Source organism: Croceicoccus naphthovorans, from assembly GCF_001028705.1.
GTDB lineage: Bacteria > Pseudomonadota > Alphaproteobacteria > Sphingomonadales > Sphingomonadaceae > Croceicoccus > Croceicoccus naphthovorans.
In genome coordinates, this window is sequence record NZ_CP011770.1 from 3,118,854 (window position 1) to 3,139,329 (window position 20,476).

The following is a 20,476-nucleotide window of genomic DNA, read 5'->3' on the forward strand; positions in this document are numbered from 1 at the left end:
CTCCCCGGCATCCCGCTCAACGCCTATACTGATATGCTCAATCTACCGCGCTTGCGCCGCGGAGTCGTCTTTGCGCCGCTTGCCCGTCCGGTGGCGACAGGGGATGGTTCGCCATCGTGCTGAGCACCGTCGGACGCGGTGGGAAACTCCGTTCTCCTTCGTCCCAGGCCGCTCGCCTTGGCGAGCGCGCTGCGCCGCGCGGCATAAGCGGGCGCCACCATCGGGTAGTCCGCAGGGAGATTCCATTTGGCGCGGTACTGATCCGGCGTCAGACCATGGCTCGTCATCAGGTGACGCTTGAGCGTCTTGAACTTCCTGCCGTCTTCCAGGCAGACCAGATAGTCTGGCTTAACCGATGCTCGCACCGGAACCGCAGGCGTCGGAGTTTGCTCCTCCGGCGTCACGCCGAGACCGGCGAGCGCATCATGAACGGAAGATATCAAAAGCGGAAGGTCGGCCGGCGCGACTTGGTTGGCGCCAACATGCGCGACCACAATATCGGCGGTGAGCGACAGCAATGCCGACTGATCGACCTTATATGGCTCGGTCATTGCTGCCTCCTCGATTCCGATCCTCAGCCGTTCACTTTGTCTTTGAGCGCTTTGGCTGGCTTGAAGCTGACCTTCGTCGCGGCCTTGATCGTCATCGCCTCGCCGGTGGCGGGGTTGCGGCCCTCACGTTCCGGCGTCTTCTTTGTCGAGAACTTGCCAAACCCATTCAAGGACACCTCGTTGCCCTTGGCGGCGGCGTCGCCGATCGCCGCGAACACGGTATCGACATATTTCCTGGCGTCGGTCTTGGTCAGGCCATGAGCGGCGGCAAGGGTTTCGGCGAGATCATTTCCAGTCATTGCTTACACTTACTCTCATTGGTGGTTGGAAGAGCATTGGTAGCCGCGCGAAGGACAAAGGTCATCTACTCATATCTTCGGTGGCGACCGCTCCGAGAGCGCCGTTTGTTCAATCACCATAGGGATCGTGATTGACTAACTCGGCATCATCGCCGTCAGGCCCGGTTGAGGCTGGACTCGGCCTTCGGCATGCACCTGTCCTCGAAGCCCAACGTGCTCCGACCTACGACCTTTCTGCGTCTGGCCCGGCGGCGAGTAGGATTGCAGCACTTCGCTGCTCCGCTCGCAGCCTATTCGCCGCGGCCTGCCAGACCCATTTGCGGCGCACCGACTGGCGGCGGCGCGCCCTGCGCCGCGCATAATCAACCGGATCGCCGCGCCCCCACTCCCTGGCCTGATCGACGGCGAGCGCGACCGCCTCATCGAAAGCACGCGACCGGCGCCAACGCCATCGATTGATCCATCGGGTAAACATCGCGGCACTGTTCCATGGTGCAACCTGCCTCCCGTCATATCGGGTCCGACGAACCCGCTGTTGCCGGCGCGACTTCGGCAGGTAGCGGATCGAGCTGCACGGCAATGCGAATCGGCAAGAGCATGTCCGGCGGCGGCTCGCCGGGCAGGCGCTGGCCGACGACAAGGCTGCGCAAGTCGGCGCCAGGCTCTGGATGAGCGAATGGCGTGAATTCCATGCGCGAGACCACGCCGCTTTCACCTACCCAGATCTTGAGTTCGAGGGGTGGCGTCGGCTCGTCCTCGGCGGGGCGAGTCTGGTGGAGATAGGTCCGGAAACGGAGGGCGGTTTCATTGTCGGCCTCCAGCAGCCGGGTGACCGCCGCCATCGCTCCTTCGGCGTAGCGCACCCATTCCACCGGTGCGGCCGAGGGGGCGATCGTCTGTGCAGCGACGGGTGACGCAGTCGCGAGACCCGCCCCGGCGGCGGCGGCGAGCCAGCGAAACGAACGGGAGAACAGCGAGCGTTTAGCCATGAGGGCCTGTATCCTGAGGTAGCCTAGTGGATGACGGGATGGGCGAGTCGCCCCTCAGCGCGTCCGAGTCCGAGCGCAGCGCGAGACCGAATGCACCGAGGTGGCTGTCGACGAGCTTCACTGCTTCAGCATGGATCAGCCCGACGACATAGACCGAGATGATGGCGGTGAGCGACACGCCCAGCACAAAGCCCGCCGCAATGAGACCAAGCGTGGCGAGCATTTCGCGCCTCCCATTTCACTGGCCGCCTGGGGCGACCGTTGCTGGCTGCTGCTGCGGCAGACGTTCGCGCTCGAAGGTGATGGTTTGAATGCGCACATCGAGCAGGCGCACCACATCAGCGGTGAGGTCGTTCGCAAAGTTGCCGCCAAGCGCCGAGTTGCGGTCGAACAGCAGGCCGCAGTTCTTCGCGCCATAGGCTTCGGCGATCACCGGCTGCGCTTCGTTTGCGATGCGCTCAAGCGCCTTGGCGCGGGTCGCCTCGATCTCGCGACTGTTATGGGCGGCCTGCTGCTGGAGCGCCTGCCACCGCTGCGCGAGTTGCTGGCGGCGCTGCTGATTCTCGGCATTATCGGGCTGGCCTTCGAGCGCGCGCGCTTCAGCCTCAAGCGGCGTGCGCTGGGCGTCGATCTCGGCCTGCGCCGCCTGAGTCAGTTCTTGAAGCCGGGCGCTGGCGGCGCGGCCGACGGCCGCATTGGCAAAGATCGCCTCGCGCGAGAGCAGGCAGACGCCCGGCACCACGGGTCCGCCGAGCGACTGGGCTTGCGGCTGCGATTGCTGGGCGGGCTGCGCATTACCGCCGACAGTCTGCGCGTGGGCGGCGCCGGCGCATAACAAGAGGGCAGCGGAAAGGACGATTCGAACAGTCATGCGGAGACCTTCTTCTTCGATTTGGAGGTTGCCGGGGCATCAGGCTCCGGCACGGAAGACACGTTGGCGACCGGATCGGTCGCAGCAGCAGGCGCGGACGTCCCCGCCTGGCGATTCAACAGGCTCTGGAAGCGCTCCAGCGAAGCCAGGTGGAAATAGACCCAGGCGAGATATCCGTTGTTGTGCCAATCGAGCACCACGGAGTCAGGCAGTTTGGAGAACTTCTCTGCATCGACGACTTGGAAGCCTTCCAGCCCGAGCTTGCGCCCGTCCGGCAGGGTGGCATCGGCGCGCCGATCGATCAGCAATCCTTGCGCCTTGAGCGCGTCGGCGAAGGCGCGCGTTGCGTTCGCGTCGGCCCGGAAAGCATCGCAGAACGCGAGCGCCTGTTTGGTCAGCTCCGCCGGTTCGCCGTCCTCAAACAGCCGTATCCCTTCATCACCCTCCTTCACGACGCGATCGGAAGCCGCGTCGATGGCCAGAGCGAAGCCATCCGGATTGGTCGTGGCGATGAAGCCGAAGGGGTAACGCCGCACATAGGCAGGGACATAGCTGTCGAGCGCCCAGCGGCCGTCCTCGACAAACAGGTTGCGTCGCTCGAGGCCAAGCACGGCGATCGGCTGCGCATCGCCGGCAGCGAAGACGACAGGGTAGCAGCGCGCCGCCGCCGCAAGCTCGCCGACGACGATGGGGACATAGGGCGCCTCGGTGGCAAAGTCCGCATCGCCGTCTTTCAGGCGCCAGTCGGCGTGAACTTTCGAGGAGAGCGGTTGGGGATCGCGGTAGAAGAGCGGCAAGCGCGTGGATTCCGCTTGGCGCGCCTGGGGCGTGGATGGGGAAGCCATGTAATACTCCGTAGGGAAAGAATGAGGGGCGGCAGCGCTGCCGCCCCTCGAATTTGTTATTCGCCGAAGCCAAGGAACCGGACGTTAAGGATCGTTGGAATCTCCGTCCGGGTTTGCGGCCGCGAGCGTTCAGCCAGATCAGCCGCCTGGGCCGCCACCGCGCTGGACGCCGACGAGGCCGCCGTCAGCGCGCCGGTATTGACCGCCGCGACCACCGGAATGCCGGTCGCCTCGCCTTCCACCTGGATATTGGCGGCGTTGAGCACCTGCAGGGCCGCGAGGTTGATGTCGCCCGAGACGCGGATGCCTGCTTCGCCCGCGTCGATCACACCCAGCGGCGCGATGAGGTCGACATCGCCGGATGGGATTTCCGGAAGCGGCGCCAACGTCGCGATGCCAGCGCCGGTGCTGGGCACCTGCGGCGAGAGCGCCACATTGCCGATGTCATCATAGACACGCCGCGGCGGCGTATAGAGCACCGTCGTATTGGCTCCGCGCCCGGCATTGATGTCCCCGGCCGCCGACCAGCCGAAGATATCGCCGCCGAAGGTGGTGAAGATGCGCGACAGGCCGAGCGCGATATCGCCCTGGCTGTAGATCTGCACATTGCCGGTGCCCTGGGTCAGAAGGCCGTTATCGCCATTTTCCGGGCGGATCGCATTGAGACCCAGCGTGACCCCGCCGCCCGGCGCGAGCATCTGAATGTCGCCGCCGAATTCGGTGCGGATCATGCCGGCGACGCTGCCCGTGGAGAACTGCACGAACTCGCCCTCATAGGGCGAGGTGCCTTCCTCGCTGTCGATGCCGGGGAACAGCGTTTCGACCATTTGCCGGCCGCGCAGGTACGAGCCGCGCCGGCCACTCTCGATCTTGCCGCTATATTCGCGACCGCCGATGCGCAGCTCTTCGTAGTAGATGTCGCGCAGGAAGATGCGCTGGTGCTCGGGCGCGAGGGCGTCGAAATAGGCCAGCGCCTCCTCGTCGCTACCGAACTGTTCGGCATCTTCGGGCCAACGGCCCTCCAGCCACTCGACCAGTTCCTCGGTATAGATCTTGGCGACCATGCCGTGCTGATCGGCCAGCGGCCGTTCGGGGTCGGCGAGATTGGCCGGATCGAGATAGGCGTCGCGCACGGCGGCGAAGTTCGGTCCTCCGACGCCAGCTCCAACAGTGACGGCAATGTCCGCGCCGCCCGTCGGTGCACTGCTGGCATCGGAGCCGATCCGGCCCAGCGAGCGCAGCACGCCCTTGTCGTCCTGGTAGAAGCTGCGGCCCGCGTTCAATTCAAGCGTGCCTGGTCCCGCGACCATGGCCTCAATCCAGATCAGATCGCGCCCGGCATCAATGATCGAGATGTCATCGGCAAAGCTATGCAAGAACAGAGAACCGGAGCCGCTGAAACTGGGCGCTCCCGAGCCGAGGCCGACAATATCACGCCCCGCCCGGATATAGGCCGGATAACCGGAGAAATACGACAATTCTTGCGTGGTCCTGTCGGTCAGAAGCGTGCCGAAATTGGCGTTGATGATATCACCATCCCGCGCATAGATCAGCACCGGATCGACCTTCTGGGTACGGGCAACGGCCGTATCGGCGCCATGCGCAAAGAGATCGCCGTATGTGTAGTTCCCCGACACATTGGTGAGGATCGGATCGCCCATCTGACTTTCGGGCAGCACGCCCCAAGCCGGATTTCGCGGTGTGGCCAGTACTGATTCCGGCGCGCCCGAGGTGCGAACCCAGAGGTAGTAGATGGTGTCGGAGGCAAGGAATTCGGCTGTGCCGTCGTCGGACGGCATGAGATCGATGCTTTCGCCGCCAGCCACGCGACCGATGCCATAGAGGCTGCCGCCCGCGGCAATGGCACTCACACGAGCCGGCCCCTGATAGCCGCCGAAATTCTCCGAGCCGATCGTCAGATCGCCGCCTGCGGAGAACAAATTGACGCGCGTCGCATCGGTGAATTGGGTGAACCAAGTCTGCGTTGCGCCAATCTGGCCATCGACTTCCACGCCGACCAATGCAGGCGTATTCTGCAAACCGGGATCGAAAACCGTGGCCACCATGTCGCCTCGGCTGTTCAATGTGGCCACACCGTCCCCCGGGAAAATTGTGAGCGCTCCGTAGCCGTCCGTGTCATTGAACTGCGAATAGCTGTCAGGACGGGGGTCCCGGTCGCTCTCCATGTTGTTGACTTCGAATGTCTTCCAGACCTGCCCGATGGACCCTGCGGTGACGTCGATATCGCCGCGCAGATTGGTCAGCGTTCCCGGAAGGTAGGAATCAATGGCCCCGTTGCTGGCCTGCACCGGATTGATCTGGCGACCCACATTCAGCGACAGATCACCGCCGCCCGTCCGATGAATTGTGCCATCGGCGTCGACCCAACCGGATGATCCGACCGCCAGAGCGAGCGCGCCGCGATAGGCGGTATTAGTGACATATTCGTATGCACCGAAATCGCGGCCAGCGGAAACGGTCAGATTGCCGCCGCCCAGCGTGCCGATTCCGTCGAAGGCGGGCAGGTAGCGCGCTCCCGGACGTCCCGCACGGTCGTCCATCTGGCGCGCATAAGTACCGAAATTGATCCACCAGGCGGCCTGCTGGCCGATCTCCGGCGCGCCCTGATGCCACAGCCAGTCGCCGACTGCGTGGTTGGAACGCGTTTGCGTGCCAACTTGCTGCCCCGACATATGGCCGAACATATCCCGCCCAACATCGACCGTGACATAGCCGCCGCCGGTCGTGAACCAGGGCTGATAGCCAGCAACCGCATCCTCGTATTCAGCGAAGTCGCTACCCAGCACCGACCCATCGGCGAAAGTCGCGCGCGGCTGGTTCAGCGCGCCGCCCGGACGGGTGGCTTCGGTGTCGATCCAGGTGCCGGCGGTGTAGATGCCGAAGCGCGAGTCCTGACGATAATCGCGCGCCGCGATCAGATCGAGATCGCCAGTGCCGGTGCGGATGACGCTGACACCTTCATATAGGTGATCGGAGCCATAAGCGGTGACAACGGAGACGGGATTGTCGAGAATCATATCCCCGACGCCATCCTGCCGCACGGCGCGATAATCAGCGGACGTCAGATTGGCGCCCGCCACCATGCGCATGTTCCAGCTCTCGGAGCCGGAGGCGAGCATGGGCGCGGTCGTCCATATGGTCTGCTGAAGGGTTTCCCCGCCGAACCCGGCAGTCTGCAAATATTGCGGCAGTATAGTCCCCGCTGGCAGAGTGATGGCCGTATCGGCTTCTGCCACACCTCCCGCAAAGATGCCCGTCAAGTCGGTGCCTGCCGGGATGGTGAGATTCTCGATATAGATCGTGGCCGGCACATAGCTGCCAGCTTTCATTACCGTGCCGACTGGCACGGACATCTGCCCAATCGTCGTTCCGGCGGGAACGGTGCCGGAATACATGATGCCCGTTGCCGTATCCTCCACCGGATAGGGCAGGATCATATCCGCTGTGAGTTCGACGTTTCGGAAAATCGGATCGCGCAGGGTAATCGTCACATCCAACACAACGGTGGAACCGGAGTTTACACGAGTATTCCCTGTTGTCGTGATATCGAAAGGCAGTTCGCCGCCATATCGGTAAATATTGCCTAGCGACCAGCCGGGTCGCAGTTGGAGTTCTTCCGGGAGAACGAAGTCCTGGAGAAGCTGTCCACGGCTGTCGACAATGCCTGAGCCCGGATCATAGTCGACCTGGATTTCATCATCCGGCGTCACCAGCGGCAGGCCGAAGCCATCGTTGATATTGCCGTTGACGATCAGATCGCCGCCCGCACGCAGCGACACGACACCGGCAAAGCCGCTGCCCCGCACCGCCGGATCGACATCCGGGCCGTAGCGATAGCCGGAGAAGTCGAGATCATCGGCCACCCGCAGATTGCCGTCTTCGCTCGCGCTGACGATCTCGATGCCGGGACGAAGCTGGAGCGCGCCGCCTGTCGCCTGCCGCAGCCCGGCGAGCCGCGACTGGAGCGCACCATTGGCGAGCGCGCCATCGACGAAGATCGTGCTGTCTTCATGCAGGCGGTCGAGATAGGCTTGATCGACGATCTGGCCACCTGCGTCCTCCGGGTCCACCGGCGCGTCGTCATAGCGCCAGAAGCCGTTGACCGCGACGCGCTTGGCCCCGTCCACGGAAAGCCCGCTTCCCGTATCCACCGCGACATCATTGCCGCGCACGCCACCGAGGCGTCGGGCGTTGAGGTCGATGGTTCCAAGCGCTTCACCGCCGGCGCCAACATCCATCGCCACACCGTCGCCCAGCACTAGGCGGCCTTCTGTCGAGCTAAGATCGATCAGCGCACGGTTGGCGCCCTCGATAGCGCCGCCATCGCTGTCGAGCCGCAGTTCCTCGCCGCTCGCATCCAGCACGGCGCCATCGCTGACGATCAGATTGTCGCGCGCCGCCAGGCGGATGCTGCCTGCATATTGGCCGCCGCCGCGCAGCGTCCCGTTCACCGTCAGATCGCCGCCATTGGCCGTCACCGAAATATGCTGGGCCTGCACCTCGCTGCCGATGGTGAGATCGCCCGCGCCGGTCTCGAACCGGCGCAAATAATCGAAGGCCCTAGCATTGAGCCGCTGGTTGAGGCCGACAAAATCGACAATCTCGCCCGCGCGCACGTCGACCGAGCCGCCGCGATAATCGGCGCTGTCTTCATCGCCTTCGGCCGGTGTGTGGCCGGCAATCAGCGTGCCCGCCAGATCGACGCGGCCTTCATTGGCAATGGCGGTGATCGAGCCGCTGTCGCTGTAATCGGCGGATACGTCGATCGTGCTGTCCGCCGACTGGAGGATCGAACCGCCGAGGCTCGTCAGCACCAGATCGCCACCGAAGCCGTGGCGGACTTCCTCGAAGAACTCGACCGGCCGGCCCGAAAGGTCGATCACCGCGCCACCGGCCAGCGTCAGGTCGCCTTCGGAGCGCACTTCCAGCAGACCGCTGGGCGCGGCGATGGTGCCGGCAATATCCACCGTCTCGCCGGACAGGCGGATCTGAGCGCCGAAGTCCTGGGCCGCCATGTCGACATCGCCCGCGTCGTCGGGCCGGCGGACCAGCAGGTCGCCACCGGCATTATAGGCCATGTTCGACCCGGCCTCGCCGGTGAGCAGGGCGGTGGTCAGCGTCAGATTGCCACCAGCGAACGCATCCTCGCCGGTCTGTTCGCGATAGACGCTGAGCGAACCTATGTAGTTCGACGTGATCCGTTCCGAAGCGGCGAATTCCACATCCTCAAAGCCGAGCATCAATTGCGGCCGTTCGAGATTGGTCGCGGGGTTCAGAAATGCACCTTCGCCATCACCGAACAGCACCTCGCGCGCATCGACACGGAAAGCGCCCCCGCCGGTACCTGCGCCTTCGGGGATGACCGGGCCGGGCTCGGCCACGAACCAGTTGGTGACCTGGGTGTTGACATATTCACCGTAGATCAGCCCTGCCAGCGTGAGACGGTCGGTGCGAATGGTCGCTGTGTCCCCTTCATCACCCAGTCCATAAATGGCGGGGCTGATAAGGCTGATCGACGCAGAGGATTCACCCGTCGCCGGATCGAAGGTGTCGAGCGTGACATCGCCGATGAAGTTGATCGAGTTCGACGCCTGAAGGCGCAGATTGCCAAAGCCTTCGCCTTCCGAAGGGCGCAGCAGTCCGTCCAGGATGGTCTGGCTGAGCTGCCATCCGGGCGACAAGACTCCTGCCTCGTCCGCGGCGGCCAGCGCCGCCTCTTCGCCGATATTGATGTCTTCCACCACCAGCAGCAAATCGCCGGCGGTCAGGCGGATATCGCCCAGTTCCACGCCGCCAGGGCCGACCAGTACGACCGAGCCGTCCGACTGGAGCGAGGCCCCATCGGCGATGGAGATACTGCCGTCCCCCAGCGCCTGGCCGAATGACAGCGTATCATTGCTGACCGCGACGAGACTGTTCCCGGAACCGCGAAAGCCAAGCTGGAAGCCGTCCTCCAGCGTCCAGCCCGCTTCGCCGAGCCCGCGTGTGTCGATGCTCGCATCGTCCTCGATGACAACCTGGTTCGCGCCGGACGTGCCGCCGAGCAGAACCGTACCCGCTTTCAGCTCTGAGCCGGAGCGAAGGACGATATTGCCGCTAACGCCCAGACCGAGATCGCTTACGCCGTTGATGGCGAGACCCAGCACATCCGCGCCGAGCGCGTTCAGATCGCTGTCGCGCAAGGTGACATATTCGCTGGAGGCTTCCCCTTCGGCGCCCAGCACTTCGATCGGCGCACCGTAGAAGTTCACCATCCCGCCGCGGCCGCCTTCGCCCGCATCGTTGAGCAGCGTCGCGTCGAAGCTGAAGCTCGTGTTCTCGACGTCGACCGCCGTTTGGGAGAAGCCGAAGTTGAAATTGATCGGCCGGACATCGGCGGGCAGCAGCGCATTGAGGATGCGCGGATTGCCGTAGCGGGCCATCTCGGCCTCCGCCCATTCCGTCATGGTGGTCATGTTGTAATCGGAATGCTCGCGCAGCGTCTCGCCCGACATCACCATGACGTCGCGGGGCAGCGCGTCGTAAACGTCGCTGTTCGCCGTCCCCATCCGCGCCGTAGTGCGGGTGATGCCCGCCGTGGTGGAGGCGCGGCCCGCATCGAAGCCCACCTCCGCACCCAGTTCGACGCGGAAAGCGCCCGGCATCAGCGCATATTCGGCCGGCAGCAGCGTATAAGTGCCGGCAGGCAGGCCCGGAACGTCGTCGCCGATGGTGATCTGGCGGCCCAGCGGCACATCGCCGAAGGTCGGGTCCACCGGCGCATAGCCGCTCTCATAGCCGGGCAGGATCGCATAGACCTCGCGGCCTTCGGCGCTGCCGTAATAGGGGTTGCTGTTGCCGAGCGGCGTATAACGCAGATCGACCGATCCGCCCCGGCCAGACCGGAATCCCGCCCCTTGCAGGGTGCCGCCGCCCGTCACATCGATTACCGCGCCTTCTTCCGCGATGAAGTCGCTGACGCCGAAGATCACCCCGCCATCGGTCCGATCCTGCTGTTCCGTCCGTTGGGCGCCGATGTAGTCGAATTCGACCTCATCGCCGTTATATCGATACTGGATGCCATCGGCCGTGCCGCCATATGGCAGGACGAGGCCTTCGGCCGAAAGCGACGTGAGGCTACCCGACAGTAGCGTCACTTCGGACACCGGATAGCGGAACAGATAGGAGGGGAAGTTGCTCCCCATCCGGCTGTTGCCCAGCACACCGAACGATATCTGGCCAAGCGGCGCGAACAGCGCGCCGCCTTGCTCGATCTTCGGCGCGAGAATGAACAGCTTGCCAAACGCCGAATGCGGCGTCGCCAGCTCTCCCGATCCGTAGCGGGGGAAGCGGACCACCGCATCTTCCTCCGCCTCGCCGCGTGTGCCTTCCGGCCCGACACCGACCTGAATGCGGCCAGCGGCATGGGTCGTCGGATAGAGCCGCTCGGCCGTCAGGGTCAGCTCACGCTGGGCCACGAGGCCGCCATCGGTGAAGCGCATGTCCCCGCTGCTGATAAGATCGACCGAGGCAAAGCCCGGCAATTCCACGTCCGTGGAGCCGCTGATGCCGGTGCTCCGTGTGGACTTGCCGCCGAAGATCGTCGCCCCATCCACGATATCGATCAGGTCCGCTTCGGCCACGAAGCGGCTGTTCGGGTCGAGCAGCGCCGAGCCGACGTGGTTGGTATCGTTCAGGCCGGGGAAGTAACCCGAATTGCTGCCGCTCTCGCTGCCCGGCGGCACAGGCAGCGGACCGCGCCCGCCGAAGCGGATATAAGGCGCGGCAATATTGACGCTCGCATCGAGCGTATCCTGCGACAGAGAGAAAATACCGTGCGAGAGATTGATCGACCGCCCCAGCGCCAGATCGACATCGCCTTCAAAGCGGATTTCATCGCGCGACCAGATCGACAGGCTGTCATATCCTCCGGCCTCGATCTGATCGACGCCCAGCACCATGCGGCCATGCCCGCTCGCATCCTCGGCAGTGGAACGCACAGCGCCGATCGTCACCGTGCGCAGTGGATGGGCGTCCGTCTCGCCGCTGGCGAAGGTGCCTTCCAACATGATGTCGAGCGTGCCGCCAAACGCGTTCTGTCCACCCGCGCGGGCATCCACTGTGCCATCGAGGACGATCTGGTTGTTGCTGCTGATCGCCAGCGTGCCGCCATCGCCGGCAACCGCCACGCCCGACTTGCCCGGATAGATGTCGAGCAGCGTCTCCTCGCCGCCCGAAAGATCGAGATAGGCCCCTTCCTCAATATTGATGGCGAGGGGGCTGACTTCATAGAGATGGGTGCTCGGATGCCGATTGCGCTGATCCGATCCCAGATTGATCGTGCCGCCATCGCGCACCAGGCCGAAGCGGCGCCCCTGCACGTCGGTGGTGACGAAGCTGTCGCCGGACACATCGAGCACGGCATTTTCGCCGACACGCAGCATCACCGCATTGCTGGCGCCGACCGAGGTGCTGGCATCGTTGACGAGATTGATCGTCCCGCCCGGCGCAATCAGGCGGCCGTCGATATCCATCGATCTGAGGCCGTTGCGAACATCGATGGTCTGGCCCGGATCGACACGGATTTCCGCATCGCGTTCAATGGCGATAGGGCCGGAGAAGCCATCCGTATCAGGATGAAGCGCGCGCAGCGACAGGCTCGCGCCGCCGCGCTGCGTGAGCGTGCCGGTCTCGACATCGGCCATGTAAAGCGGCGGGGCCCACAATTCGAGCGCTGCCATCGGATCGCTGCCGGTAGGCAGGTCGATCATCCCGTCCGCTGCGCGCCAGACGGGCCGCTCGACCTCGATCTGCGCGCCTTCGGTCACGACCAGTCCCTGCTGGCCGTTGATCGCATATTGAGCGAAACCGTTGTCGAACAGATCGGTCGAGATCTGGCGCGTTTCCTTCACCGCGACATCGCGCCCGAAGGTCGCACCCGCAGGCAGGAAAGTGCCCGCAGGAATGGTCAGATCGGCAGTGAGCGCCTCGCCGGCATTGTATGTGAACCTGGACGGGTTGAACATCGGCAGGCCCGACGTGAAGACATCGGCCGGAAGAGTGTATTCCGGTAAGGCGTTGATGGGCACGAGCATCTGCTGAATGCGTGAACCCGCAGGAATTGTAGGAGGATTTGTCTCGCCAGCGGTAACCTGCTGCACCTGTTGGGCACCGCTCGGATCGAAATAGACGATCCGAATATAGTTGGCGGCCGGGCTGGGTAACGTCCAGTCGGCGGCCGTGGTGAGATACTCATCCTCGCTTGTCGGACGGAAGTTGACCAGCGCATCGCCAAACTTTTCGCCCGGTTGCACATGCGTGCGCGTAAAGCTGTAGTCGAAGGCAAGAATATCACCGGCGGCGAGATCGACATCCTCGCCCAGTGTCAGGTAGACCTTCGCGATCTCACCGGCGCCCAGCGTACCGTTCTCTTCCAGCACCTCACCGCCAATGGAGACGGCGCCGCCGGAATCGATCGTCAGCGTGCCGGCGCCCGCCGCGCCATAGCCGAGAATGTCGCCATCAAGCGTGATGTTTGCGTCACCATGCTCATTCGTCGCGCCCACCCGCATATTGGTCCGCAGCGTCACATCGCCGCCTGTTCCGCCGACAAAGCTGCGGTCCGCCAGCAGCGCCGCGCCGGACGACACGTCGATCAACGCATCCTCGCCGACCGAAACCAGATGGGTGGATTCCAGCGTGACCGAGCCGCCGTCGATATGGGCGAGCAAGCCGGCGTCACCGCCATCCCCCGGCGCATTGACCCACAGGCCGCGCATATCGAGCGTGACGCCCTCGCCAACCGCGATATGCGAGTTGCCGTCGATCAGCGCCGCGCGCGGCGTGGTTTCGACATAGCGCGCCAGCTTCACGGCATTGGTGGCCAGCACGCTGCCCGAACGGGCCGTGACGTCGGCATTGATGCCGATGTCGGCGCCGCGCAGCACCAGCTCGCCGCCATCCGCAAGCGTAAGCGCGCTATCGATGCCGATCGTGGTGTTGGTGTTAAGCTCCAGCCCGCCCAGCGCCAGATCGTTCAGATAGCCGGCGTCGAGCCAGATCGTGCCGGTGCGATCCTCGCTTACCAGCGCGCCTTCGCCAAGGCCGCCGCCGAGATCGGCAAAATCACCGACCTGAATATCGCTGTCATAAGTATAGCCGAGCGAACCCAGCGCCGCATTGCCGCCGACGATCAGCGATCCGGCTTTGGCAACCGTATGCGCGCCGACATCATAGCCATCGGTGATGCCGTCGGCACGCGCCTTGGTCTGCCATTCGCCATCGATGACCTCGGCGACCACTTCGCCTTCCATCAGCACGGTCGGCGCGGAAAGGATCAGCCGACCCGCGTCGCGACCTACGGAATAGCCATCCTCCCAGCGCGCATAGCTGCGGCTCGAGAAAAGCGGATGCGAATAGACCTCGGTATAGGCGGCTCCCCAGCGTTCATGCTCTCGGGTGAAGGCATTGCCATAGCCGACGACCTCGACGCCGGCCGGAAGCCGGCCGATATCGTAGAGCTTGCCGTCCGAGCCGAGCACGCGCGAGGAGCGCACCCATCCGGCCTGATAATCGAGGCTGCCCCCCGAGACATCGAACACCGCGCCTTCCTGGGCAACCACTTCTCTTGCGGCGAACGCGATGGTGCCGCCGACGGCGGTCCATTCGCCGATGTCATGCTCCATATTGCCGACATGGCCGCCGACTTCGAGAAAGCCGCCGCCCGTGTACCAGCGATCGCCTTCGTAGCCGCCGGTGCCGTCCGGCAGCAGGACGAGATCGCGCACATCGATCCAGACATCCTGGCTGCGCAGCTCGTCATTCTCGCGATTGACCGGGCTGTCGCGCATCTCATTGCCCTGGATGTTCACCACGATGGAGTTCGATTCCATATCGAGCGCGACGCCCTGGACGCCCGAGACGTCGACCAGCGCGCCGTCTTCCACGGTGATGCGGCCGTTGATCGCGCCTTCCGCCGGGCTGTCCACACCGACCGCCTGCACCGCGATCTGCCCGCCTTGCGCGCGCGTCTGCGAGCCGCCTTCGAACAGGACATTGCCGCCCGTGACGATCTCGATGCGCGAGAGATCGAGGCGGTCGTCGAGCAGGGAAAGATTGTCGAACCCGCCGGTGACGGAATCCAGATGGCGGCGCGCATTGGCGTCGTCCGATTGCTCGATCAGCGCATCGCGCCGGCTGTTGAGCGCGGTGTCCTCGCTTTCCAGTTCGGGCATGACCGTGGTGAGGCTGTCTTCTCCCAGCGTCACCGAACCTTGCTCATCCGATGCGGAATTGAGCAGGTGGATCGTCCCGCGTTGATTGACGCTGGTGGTCGCGATCGCAACGCCATCCTGCCGGATGGTGCGGCCCGTCAGGGTGATATCGCCCTGCTGCGCTTCAATCAGACCGGCATTGACGACCGTGCCGCTTGTCGATTCCTCGTCGATGAATCCGCGCACCTCATTGCCGCGCGTGGTCGAGGAAGAGTTGCTCTCGGTGCCATAGCCCTGGCGGACGATGAAATCGTCGCCCGCGGCGAGCAGGGCCTGGCCCATGGGCGTAGTGATCGTGCCCTCGTTGGTCACCTCCGTGCCCATGAGCAGCACATAGCCGCCGCCGGCGGTCACCGATTCCGGCGCATTGGTATTGATCTGCGCACCGGCTTCGACCGTCACCGCGCCGCCCGCATCGGTGAAGGCGTGGGCATAATCCTGCCCGGCGAGGTTTGAATAGATTCCGCGTTCGAGGAACGCGTCATTGTCGATCTCGGCCGTGGATGCGACGAGGTTGCGGACGTTCACCTGGCTGGCGCCGCCGAAGATCACGCCGTTCTGATTGAGGATGAGGACCGTGCCCTCGGCCTTGATCGAGCCGAGGATCTGCGATGGATCGGCGTTTGCGCCGGTGACGCGGTTCAGCGCCACCCAATCCGCGCCGCCCTGGTTGAAGGCAAGGTCGGTTTCGCGGCCAACATTGAAGCTGTCCCAGGTGAGGATCGCCTTCTGCTCAGTCTGGTCGATGGAGACGTTGGTGCGGCCGTCCTCGCCCTGGCTCTGAACCGGGCCTTCGGCGCCGATCCAAAGGCTGGGGTCCAGCTCGACGCCGTTCGCCACCTGCAATCCGCCTTCGCCGAGACCGTTGGGCACGTTGCTTTGCGCAGCCTGGGCCGCGGCGCGGGCGGCAGCCTGCGCGTCAAACATCTGCTGGCGCGTCTCGGCCGCGCGGCGGAACGCCTCGATCGCTCTGCGGCTCGCGCTGTTGGTCTCCGCCGCGCGCGCGGCCTGCTGCTGCGCGGCGCGGGCGGCGGCCGCGGCAGGGTCGACCCCGCCGCGCCCGTTCGCGATCCGCCCGCCGGAGCGGTCCTGGGCCGCGGCCACGCCGGAAAGCAGGAGAGAACCGATCGACGCCCCGATCAGAAGTTTCGTGCGGAGCGAAGGGGCCTTGGCGGTCATGAATGATACTCCATCGTCTTCGGGGCCGCGAAAATTGCGGCCGCATTCTGTTCAAACGGGGCGACGGCGACCGGAATCGCGGCGTCGGGAAAGGGACAAGCGAAGCGGCCGAGCCGCGGCGATGCCGTCGAGCGCGCGCGGCATTCGGTTTGCTCGCGAAGGAATTCGGCGAGAGGGCTCCGCCTGGATTTCATGGCCGGAACCCTCCGCGCGGCATCGGCGCCGGACGGTTCGGCCGCTGCGGATGAACCGAATTGCCGAGCGCATTGCCCATGCGCAGCCGGGTCGCGGCCTGATTGGCGACGCCGGTCTGCACATCGGGCGAGGTCGCATCGATCACGGGCGTCTCGATCGCCGAACGGGCTTGTGCCTGCGCAATGCGTGCGGCCGCCTCGAGCCGCTGGCTCGCGCAGTCGAGATGGCCGGCGCGATAGCCGCCGACATCCACCTGGACGCAAGGTTGCGGCGCCGTGTCGCCGCCGATCCTTACCGGGCCATGGATCTCTGCCGTGGCGGCATCGGAAGTCTCGTCAGGCGCGGATCGTTCGGGCGGGGTCTCCTGCGCCCAGGCGCCGCTGCCGCCCAGGGACAGCGTTACCAGCGCCAGCAGGCCGGAGCGGGCAGCTTGCGGGAGTTTTACAAGCCCCGCACCGGCCCGCCGCTTTGCCGTCTGGCAAAGCGTGACGATCATCTGTCCGATAGAGAATGGGTCGTTCGGCCGGGCCAAAAGGTCGCGGGTGCGTGCAAAGGGGAAGCGCGCACCCGCGCAGGCCAGTGGAGGCTTGAAGGAAGGGCCGGATACATCGGCGGCAGGCCGGTGCTCCTCTGCTCGCGGCAAGGAGCCTTGCATCGTCGCGGCGGGCCGTACGGTCTCGCAGCCGGGCAGGCCGGCTCGGGCGCGAGGGTCGCGTTCCGCGCACGAACCGGCCTGCCTTGAGGTCCGTCCGGGAAGGGCATCACGGAGCGGACCGGTTCCGGTTCGGCCAGGCCGGAACCGAAGGGTAAAGATATTCTGCAAATATTGCGACGCCCACGCTCCCATGGCGACCCGGCTCCGTCCGCTGAGGGGGGCGGACGGAGCCGAGCCACGACACCCGTCCGCGCGGGCATGTCCGCGCAGACGAGCCGAGAGGATAAGGAGCGTCGCGGTCGACATCGGCCTCAGAACCGCGTCAACAGATCGATGAAGCCGCGATCGACCGAGAACGGCGCATCGGCGATTTCCTCAGCCGACATCCAGCGCGCGCCGAACAGGACATTGGGCGCGATCGCGTAGTTGCCGCCGATCTGCCAGCCTTTGGCGTTGGTTCCGCCAATGTGGAAATCGCTGTCCGCAAAGGCGTCGAGCACCGCGTCGGATTCCAGATGGCGGTAGCTCAGCCAGGCGTTCCAGTCGCCCTCGCGTGCCCCCGTGACATTGCCCTGGCCGGCATCGAGCGCCGATCCGATCGCAAGTCGGACGTGCCAGCCGGTGTCACCGCCTACATAGGGGCCGTCCACCGTGATGGTGCCATTGGTGTTGTCGGGATCGGGGATGGTGATCTGCGGGCCGAGATTGTTGACCGCACGCGCCGTCAGGACATTGCGATCCCAGCCCAGATTCTTGACGAAGTCGCCTTCGAGCCGGACGGCGAAGCGGTTCGATGGCCGATATTCGAGCGCCCCGTGGATGTTGAGGATCTCGAACTTCGACGCCAGCCCGAAATACTGGTTTTCGGGCAGCAGCGTCGGGTCGGGCGCGCCGTCATAGATAACGTCGCGGATCGGGAACATGGTGTTGCCGAACTGCTGGAAGGCCGGACGCGACGCGTCGGTCGAGCAGGTCAGCTCATACCAGTAACAGGGGTTTGAGACCTGACCTTCCACATTGTCGTAGTGGAAATAGCCGCCCGCGAGGCGGACATTGATCTCATCCGTGGGACGGAATTCGAAGCCCGCCTGGGCCGCGAACAGATATTTGTCCTGGCTCTCATAGGGACCGCCGGTGCCTTCGGGCGCGTTGCGCGAGCCGAAATTGAGATCGGTATTGAACACCGGGAAGGCACCCGCCGTGCCGAACAGCGCGAAGCTGTCGCCGACATTGCCGCGTCCCGAGACGGCGATGCCGTCGAAGTTCATGTCCTGGTCGAACAATAGTTCGGAGGTCCAGAAAGGATTGCTGAACCGGCCGATGTCGATCGCCATGCTTTCGGTCGGGGTCAGTTGGATCGAAGCGCGGTCGAGCCAGATTTCATAACCCCCGCCGCCGAAGGTTCCCATCGTCTGATTGGTGGAGACAGGGGTGCGGTCATTGCCGGTCGCGATACGCACATCGGCCGAAACCCAATCAGCGATCTGCGCCTTGATGCCGAGCCGCGCGCGGAGCTGGAAGCGATTGCGATCCTCAAGCGTGTTGAGGAAGGGCGGCGGGATGTAGGCGGGATCGGAATCGTTGATGTTCTGCGGATCGCCGCGATTGATCGCGCCGAAATCCTCGAAGATGTCGGCATTGCCGTCATCCATGAAGATGCCCTCATAGCGGGCGCGGACATCACCATAGAGCGAGATACGGCGCGTCCATTCCGGCGTTTCGCCGGGGCGCGACCAGCCTTCGGCCGCCGCCTGGCTGCCGAGTTCGGCGCGCAGCTCTTCCTTGATCTCGTCGCGCACCACTTGCGGCACATAAGGAATGGTTTGCGTGCCATCGGCCGCGACACCGCCCGGCGGGACCGGCGGCTGCGTCGGAGCCTGAGCCTGGGTCTGCGGCGCGGGCACGGTGGCGTTGCGGATCATGCGATCGGCCTGCTCGCGAGTAACGACACCCTCGGCCACGAGTTGCTCCACCAAGAGCTGCGGATCAACGGTGGTGCCACCGTCTTGCGCCAGTGCGGGCGAGGCGATCAGCACGGCGCCGGACGCGCAGGCCATCAGCATGGCCTTGAGCCGGCTGGACGATTTGGAAAGGCGGTTCATGATTATCCCCTTCGAGAGTGTGATCGCTGGGTGCTGAGCGGACATGCATCAGGCTCCCGAGCGGGCGTTGAGTTCGATCCGCATCACCGGCAGGCCGGCGGGCGGACGTTGAGAGAGTTGCAAGCCGGTCAGCACTTCGCGCAGCCGCCGGTTGCGGCGGTCATCGCCGCCGCCGATGACCCGGACATTGGTGATGCGCCCGTCGGGACCGACAGTGACCGCGAGTTGGACGCTATAGCGGCCACGTGACAGGTCGCGGTCGGACTGGGCCGCCTGGCGAATGCCGTTGAGCGCCACAGTCGCGTAGGCTGCGAAGGCATCGCCGCCGCCGCCGGGCCGTCCGCCAATCCGCGTGCCGCCGCCATCGCCTGCGGCAAGGCCGTAGTTCGACGGCCCTGCGCCTTCGCGTGCCGTGAGCGCACTATCGCCAGGTGCCGGATCGCTGCTCGCCTCGGGCGGCGGCGTATCCATCGGTTGCTCGATCGGGGGGGCCACGGTCGGCTCGGGCGGCTGCTCGACCTGCTGCGGTTCGGGCGGCGGTGGAGGGGGCGGCGGAGGTGGCAGCACCACCGTCGTCGTCTTCCTCTCATTGGGCCGCTCGGTGATCGTCTCGCTCGGCCAGAGGCTCCAGACCAGAGCCAGGGCGAGCCCGATCCCCACCACGACCAGAATACGGCCGAAAGTAAGCGGAGACTGCCTGCGGCCCCGATCAGGCCCATTGGGTCCACCGGGAGCGATCAGCGCGCTAGTGGCCATGATCGCCTCCCTTGCCGTGGGTTCGAGATCCGGTGCCCGGCATCGCCATCCAGGAGGTAGCGAGCCGCGCCGGCAGCGCCTCCGCTTCGGGTGTCGGTGGAGCTGGTCTGGCCGAGATCTCGGCTATCCACCCGGACGGCACTTCCCGCGACGATTGCCACCACGCCAGCAGCACGGCGATCAGGAGAACGGTAAGCGCGAGGAGCAGCATTGACCGCCAGGGGCTGCGCCGCCTGTGAGAGCTGGAGCGCGTAATGCGCACCACTGGCCGCCTGTCTCTTGCCCGGTCGAGAAAGCGCAAGATGCGAAGTCGCATGGATCATCACCTCTCCCCTCAGGCTCCGCCCGGCGGGCGCGTGGAGGCCATGCCGAGGCTGGGCACCCCGACCTTCGAGCAGATGTCGAGCACCTGCATGATGCGGTCGTATTGCACCGCCCGGTCGCCGCGCAGGATGACCGCGAGGTCAGGCGTGGTGGCGATGCTGCGCCGCAGCTCGCTCTCCAGTTCGGAGAGCGAGACCGGGATGGCGTCGATCGAGACCGTCCCGTCATTGCTGACCGCGATCACCCGCGACTTCTGCGCTTCGAGCACCTGAGCCGAAGAGGCGGTAGGAAGATCGACCCGGATACCCTGGACGGCCGCCGTGGTCATCAGGATGAAGATGATGAGAAGCACCAGCACCACGTCGACGAACGGGGTGATGTTGATCTCGTTATAGGGCTTCTTGCCGCCCCCGACCTGCATGGCCATGGCTTGAACT

The 20,476-nt window shown here is 65.0% G+C and carries 12 protein-coding genes; all 12 read right to left on the reverse strand.

The window, feature by feature from the left end:
• Positions 1–23 precede the first annotated feature (23 nt).
• The 12 genes from AB433_RS15385 to AB433_RS15450 all read right to left on the reverse strand — a co-directional run bounded on the left by AB433_RS15385 (position 24) and on the right by AB433_RS15450 (position 20,466).
• Entirely contained in the window at positions 24–551 is a 528-nt protein-coding gene (locus AB433_RS15385) for a Ros/MucR family transcriptional regulator (protein WP_047822230.1), read from the reverse strand.
• A 23-nt stretch (positions 552–574) separates the two neighbouring features.
• On the reverse strand, positions 575–850 hold the full coding sequence (locus AB433_RS15390) for an HU family DNA-binding protein (RefSeq protein WP_047822233.1): 276 nt from the start codon (positions 848–850) through the stop codon (positions 575–577).
• A gap of 509 nt (positions 851–1,359) precedes the next feature.
• Entirely contained in the window at positions 1,360–1,839 is a 480-nt protein-coding gene (locus AB433_RS15400; protein ID WP_047822236.1) for a hypothetical protein, read from the reverse strand.
• Complete coding sequence (locus AB433_RS15405; protein WP_047822238.1) at positions 1,832–2,062, reverse strand: hypothetical protein; 231 nt, start codon at positions 2,060–2,062, stop codon at positions 1,832–1,834. Before AB433_RS15405 ends, AB433_RS15400 begins: the two co-directional genes overlap by 8 nt.
• Before the next feature lie 15 nt (positions 2,063–2,077).
• On the reverse strand, positions 2,078–2,710 hold the full coding sequence (locus tag AB433_RS15410) for an OmpH family outer membrane protein (protein WP_053059206.1): 633 nt from the start codon (positions 2,708–2,710) through the stop codon (positions 2,078–2,080).
• Entirely contained in the window at positions 2,707–3,555 is an 849-nt protein-coding gene (locus tag AB433_RS15415) for a SapC family protein (protein WP_047822242.1), read from the reverse strand. Before AB433_RS15415 ends, AB433_RS15410 begins: the two co-directional genes overlap by 4 nt.
• Before the next feature lie 56 nt (positions 3,556–3,611).
• Positions 3,612–16,007, reverse strand: coding sequence for a filamentous hemagglutinin family protein (locus tag AB433_RS15420; RefSeq protein WP_047822244.1), 12,396 nt, complete (start codon positions 16,005–16,007; stop codon positions 3,612–3,614).
• 190 nt (positions 16,008–16,197) lie between these two features.
• Positions 16,198–16,698 (reverse strand): hypothetical protein, encoded by a 501-nt coding sequence (locus AB433_RS19615; protein WP_053059207.1) that lies wholly within the window; start codon positions 16,696–16,698, stop codon positions 16,198–16,200.
• Between the two features lie 470 nt (positions 16,699–17,168).
• Positions 17,169–18,959, reverse strand: coding sequence for a putative porin (locus AB433_RS15435; RefSeq protein WP_047822248.1), 1,791 nt, complete (start codon positions 18,957–18,959; stop codon positions 17,169–17,171).
• Between the two features lie 48 nt (positions 18,960–19,007).
• Complete coding sequence (locus AB433_RS15440) at positions 19,008–19,715, reverse strand: hypothetical protein (RefSeq protein ID WP_047822249.1); 708 nt, start codon at positions 19,713–19,715, stop codon at positions 19,008–19,010.
• The gene (locus tag AB433_RS20655) at positions 19,705–20,031 is read right to left on the reverse strand and encodes a hypothetical protein (protein WP_156170854.1); all 327 of its coding nucleotides are present in this window, start codon (positions 20,029–20,031) and stop codon (positions 19,705–19,707) included. The genes AB433_RS15440 and AB433_RS20655 overlap by 11 nt, the downstream gene beginning before the upstream one ends.
• Positions 20,032–20,049: 18 nt before the next feature.
• Entirely contained in the window at positions 20,050–20,466 is a 417-nt protein-coding gene (locus tag AB433_RS15450) for an ExbD/TolR family protein (RefSeq protein WP_053059208.1), read from the reverse strand.
• Between the last annotated feature and the right edge of the window lie 10 nt (positions 20,467–20,476).

Bases quoted from the DNA above. Each gene is read 5' to 3' on its own strand.
- AB433_RS15385 (WP_047822230.1), bottom strand. From the start codon at position 551: ATGACCGAGCCATATAAGGTCGATCAGTCGGCATTGCTGTCGCTCACC.
- AB433_RS15420 (WP_047822244.1), bottom strand. From the start codon at position 16,007: ATGACCGCCAAGGCCCCTTCGCTCCGCACGAAACTTCTGATCGGGGCG.
- AB433_RS19615 (WP_053059207.1), bottom strand. From the start codon at position 16,698: ATGATCGTCACGCTTTGCCAGACGGCAAAGCGGCGGGCCGGTGCGGGG.
- AB433_RS15440 (WP_047822249.1), bottom strand. From the start codon at position 19,715: ATGGCCACTAGCGCGCTGATCGCTCCCGGTGGACCCAATGGGCCTGAT.
- AB433_RS15405 (WP_047822238.1), bottom strand. From the start codon at position 2,062: ATGCTCGCCACGCTTGGTCTCATTGCGGCGGGCTTTGTGCTGGGCGTG.
- AB433_RS15450 (WP_053059208.1), bottom strand. From the start codon at position 20,466: ATGGCCATGCAGGTCGGGGGCGGCAAGAAGCCCTATAACGAGATCAAC.
- AB433_RS20655 (WP_156170854.1), bottom strand. From the start codon at position 20,031: ATGCGACTTCGCATCTTGCGCTTTCTCGACCGGGCAAGAGACAGGCGG.
- AB433_RS15415 (WP_047822242.1), bottom strand. From the start codon at position 3,555: ATGGCTTCCCCATCCACGCCCCAGGCGCGCCAAGCGGAATCCACGCGC.
- AB433_RS15390 (WP_047822233.1), bottom strand. From the start codon at position 850: ATGACTGGAAATGATCTCGCCGAAACCCTTGCCGCCGCTCATGGCCTG.
- AB433_RS15435 (WP_047822248.1), bottom strand. From the start codon at position 18,959: ATGAACCGCCTTTCCAAATCGTCCAGCCGGCTCAAGGCCATGCTGATG.
- AB433_RS15400 (WP_047822236.1), bottom strand. From the start codon at position 1,839: ATGGCTAAACGCTCGCTGTTCTCCCGTTCGTTTCGCTGGCTCGCCGCC.
- AB433_RS15410 (WP_053059206.1), bottom strand. From the start codon at position 2,710: ATGACTGTTCGAATCGTCCTTTCCGCTGCCCTCTTGTTATGCGCCGGC.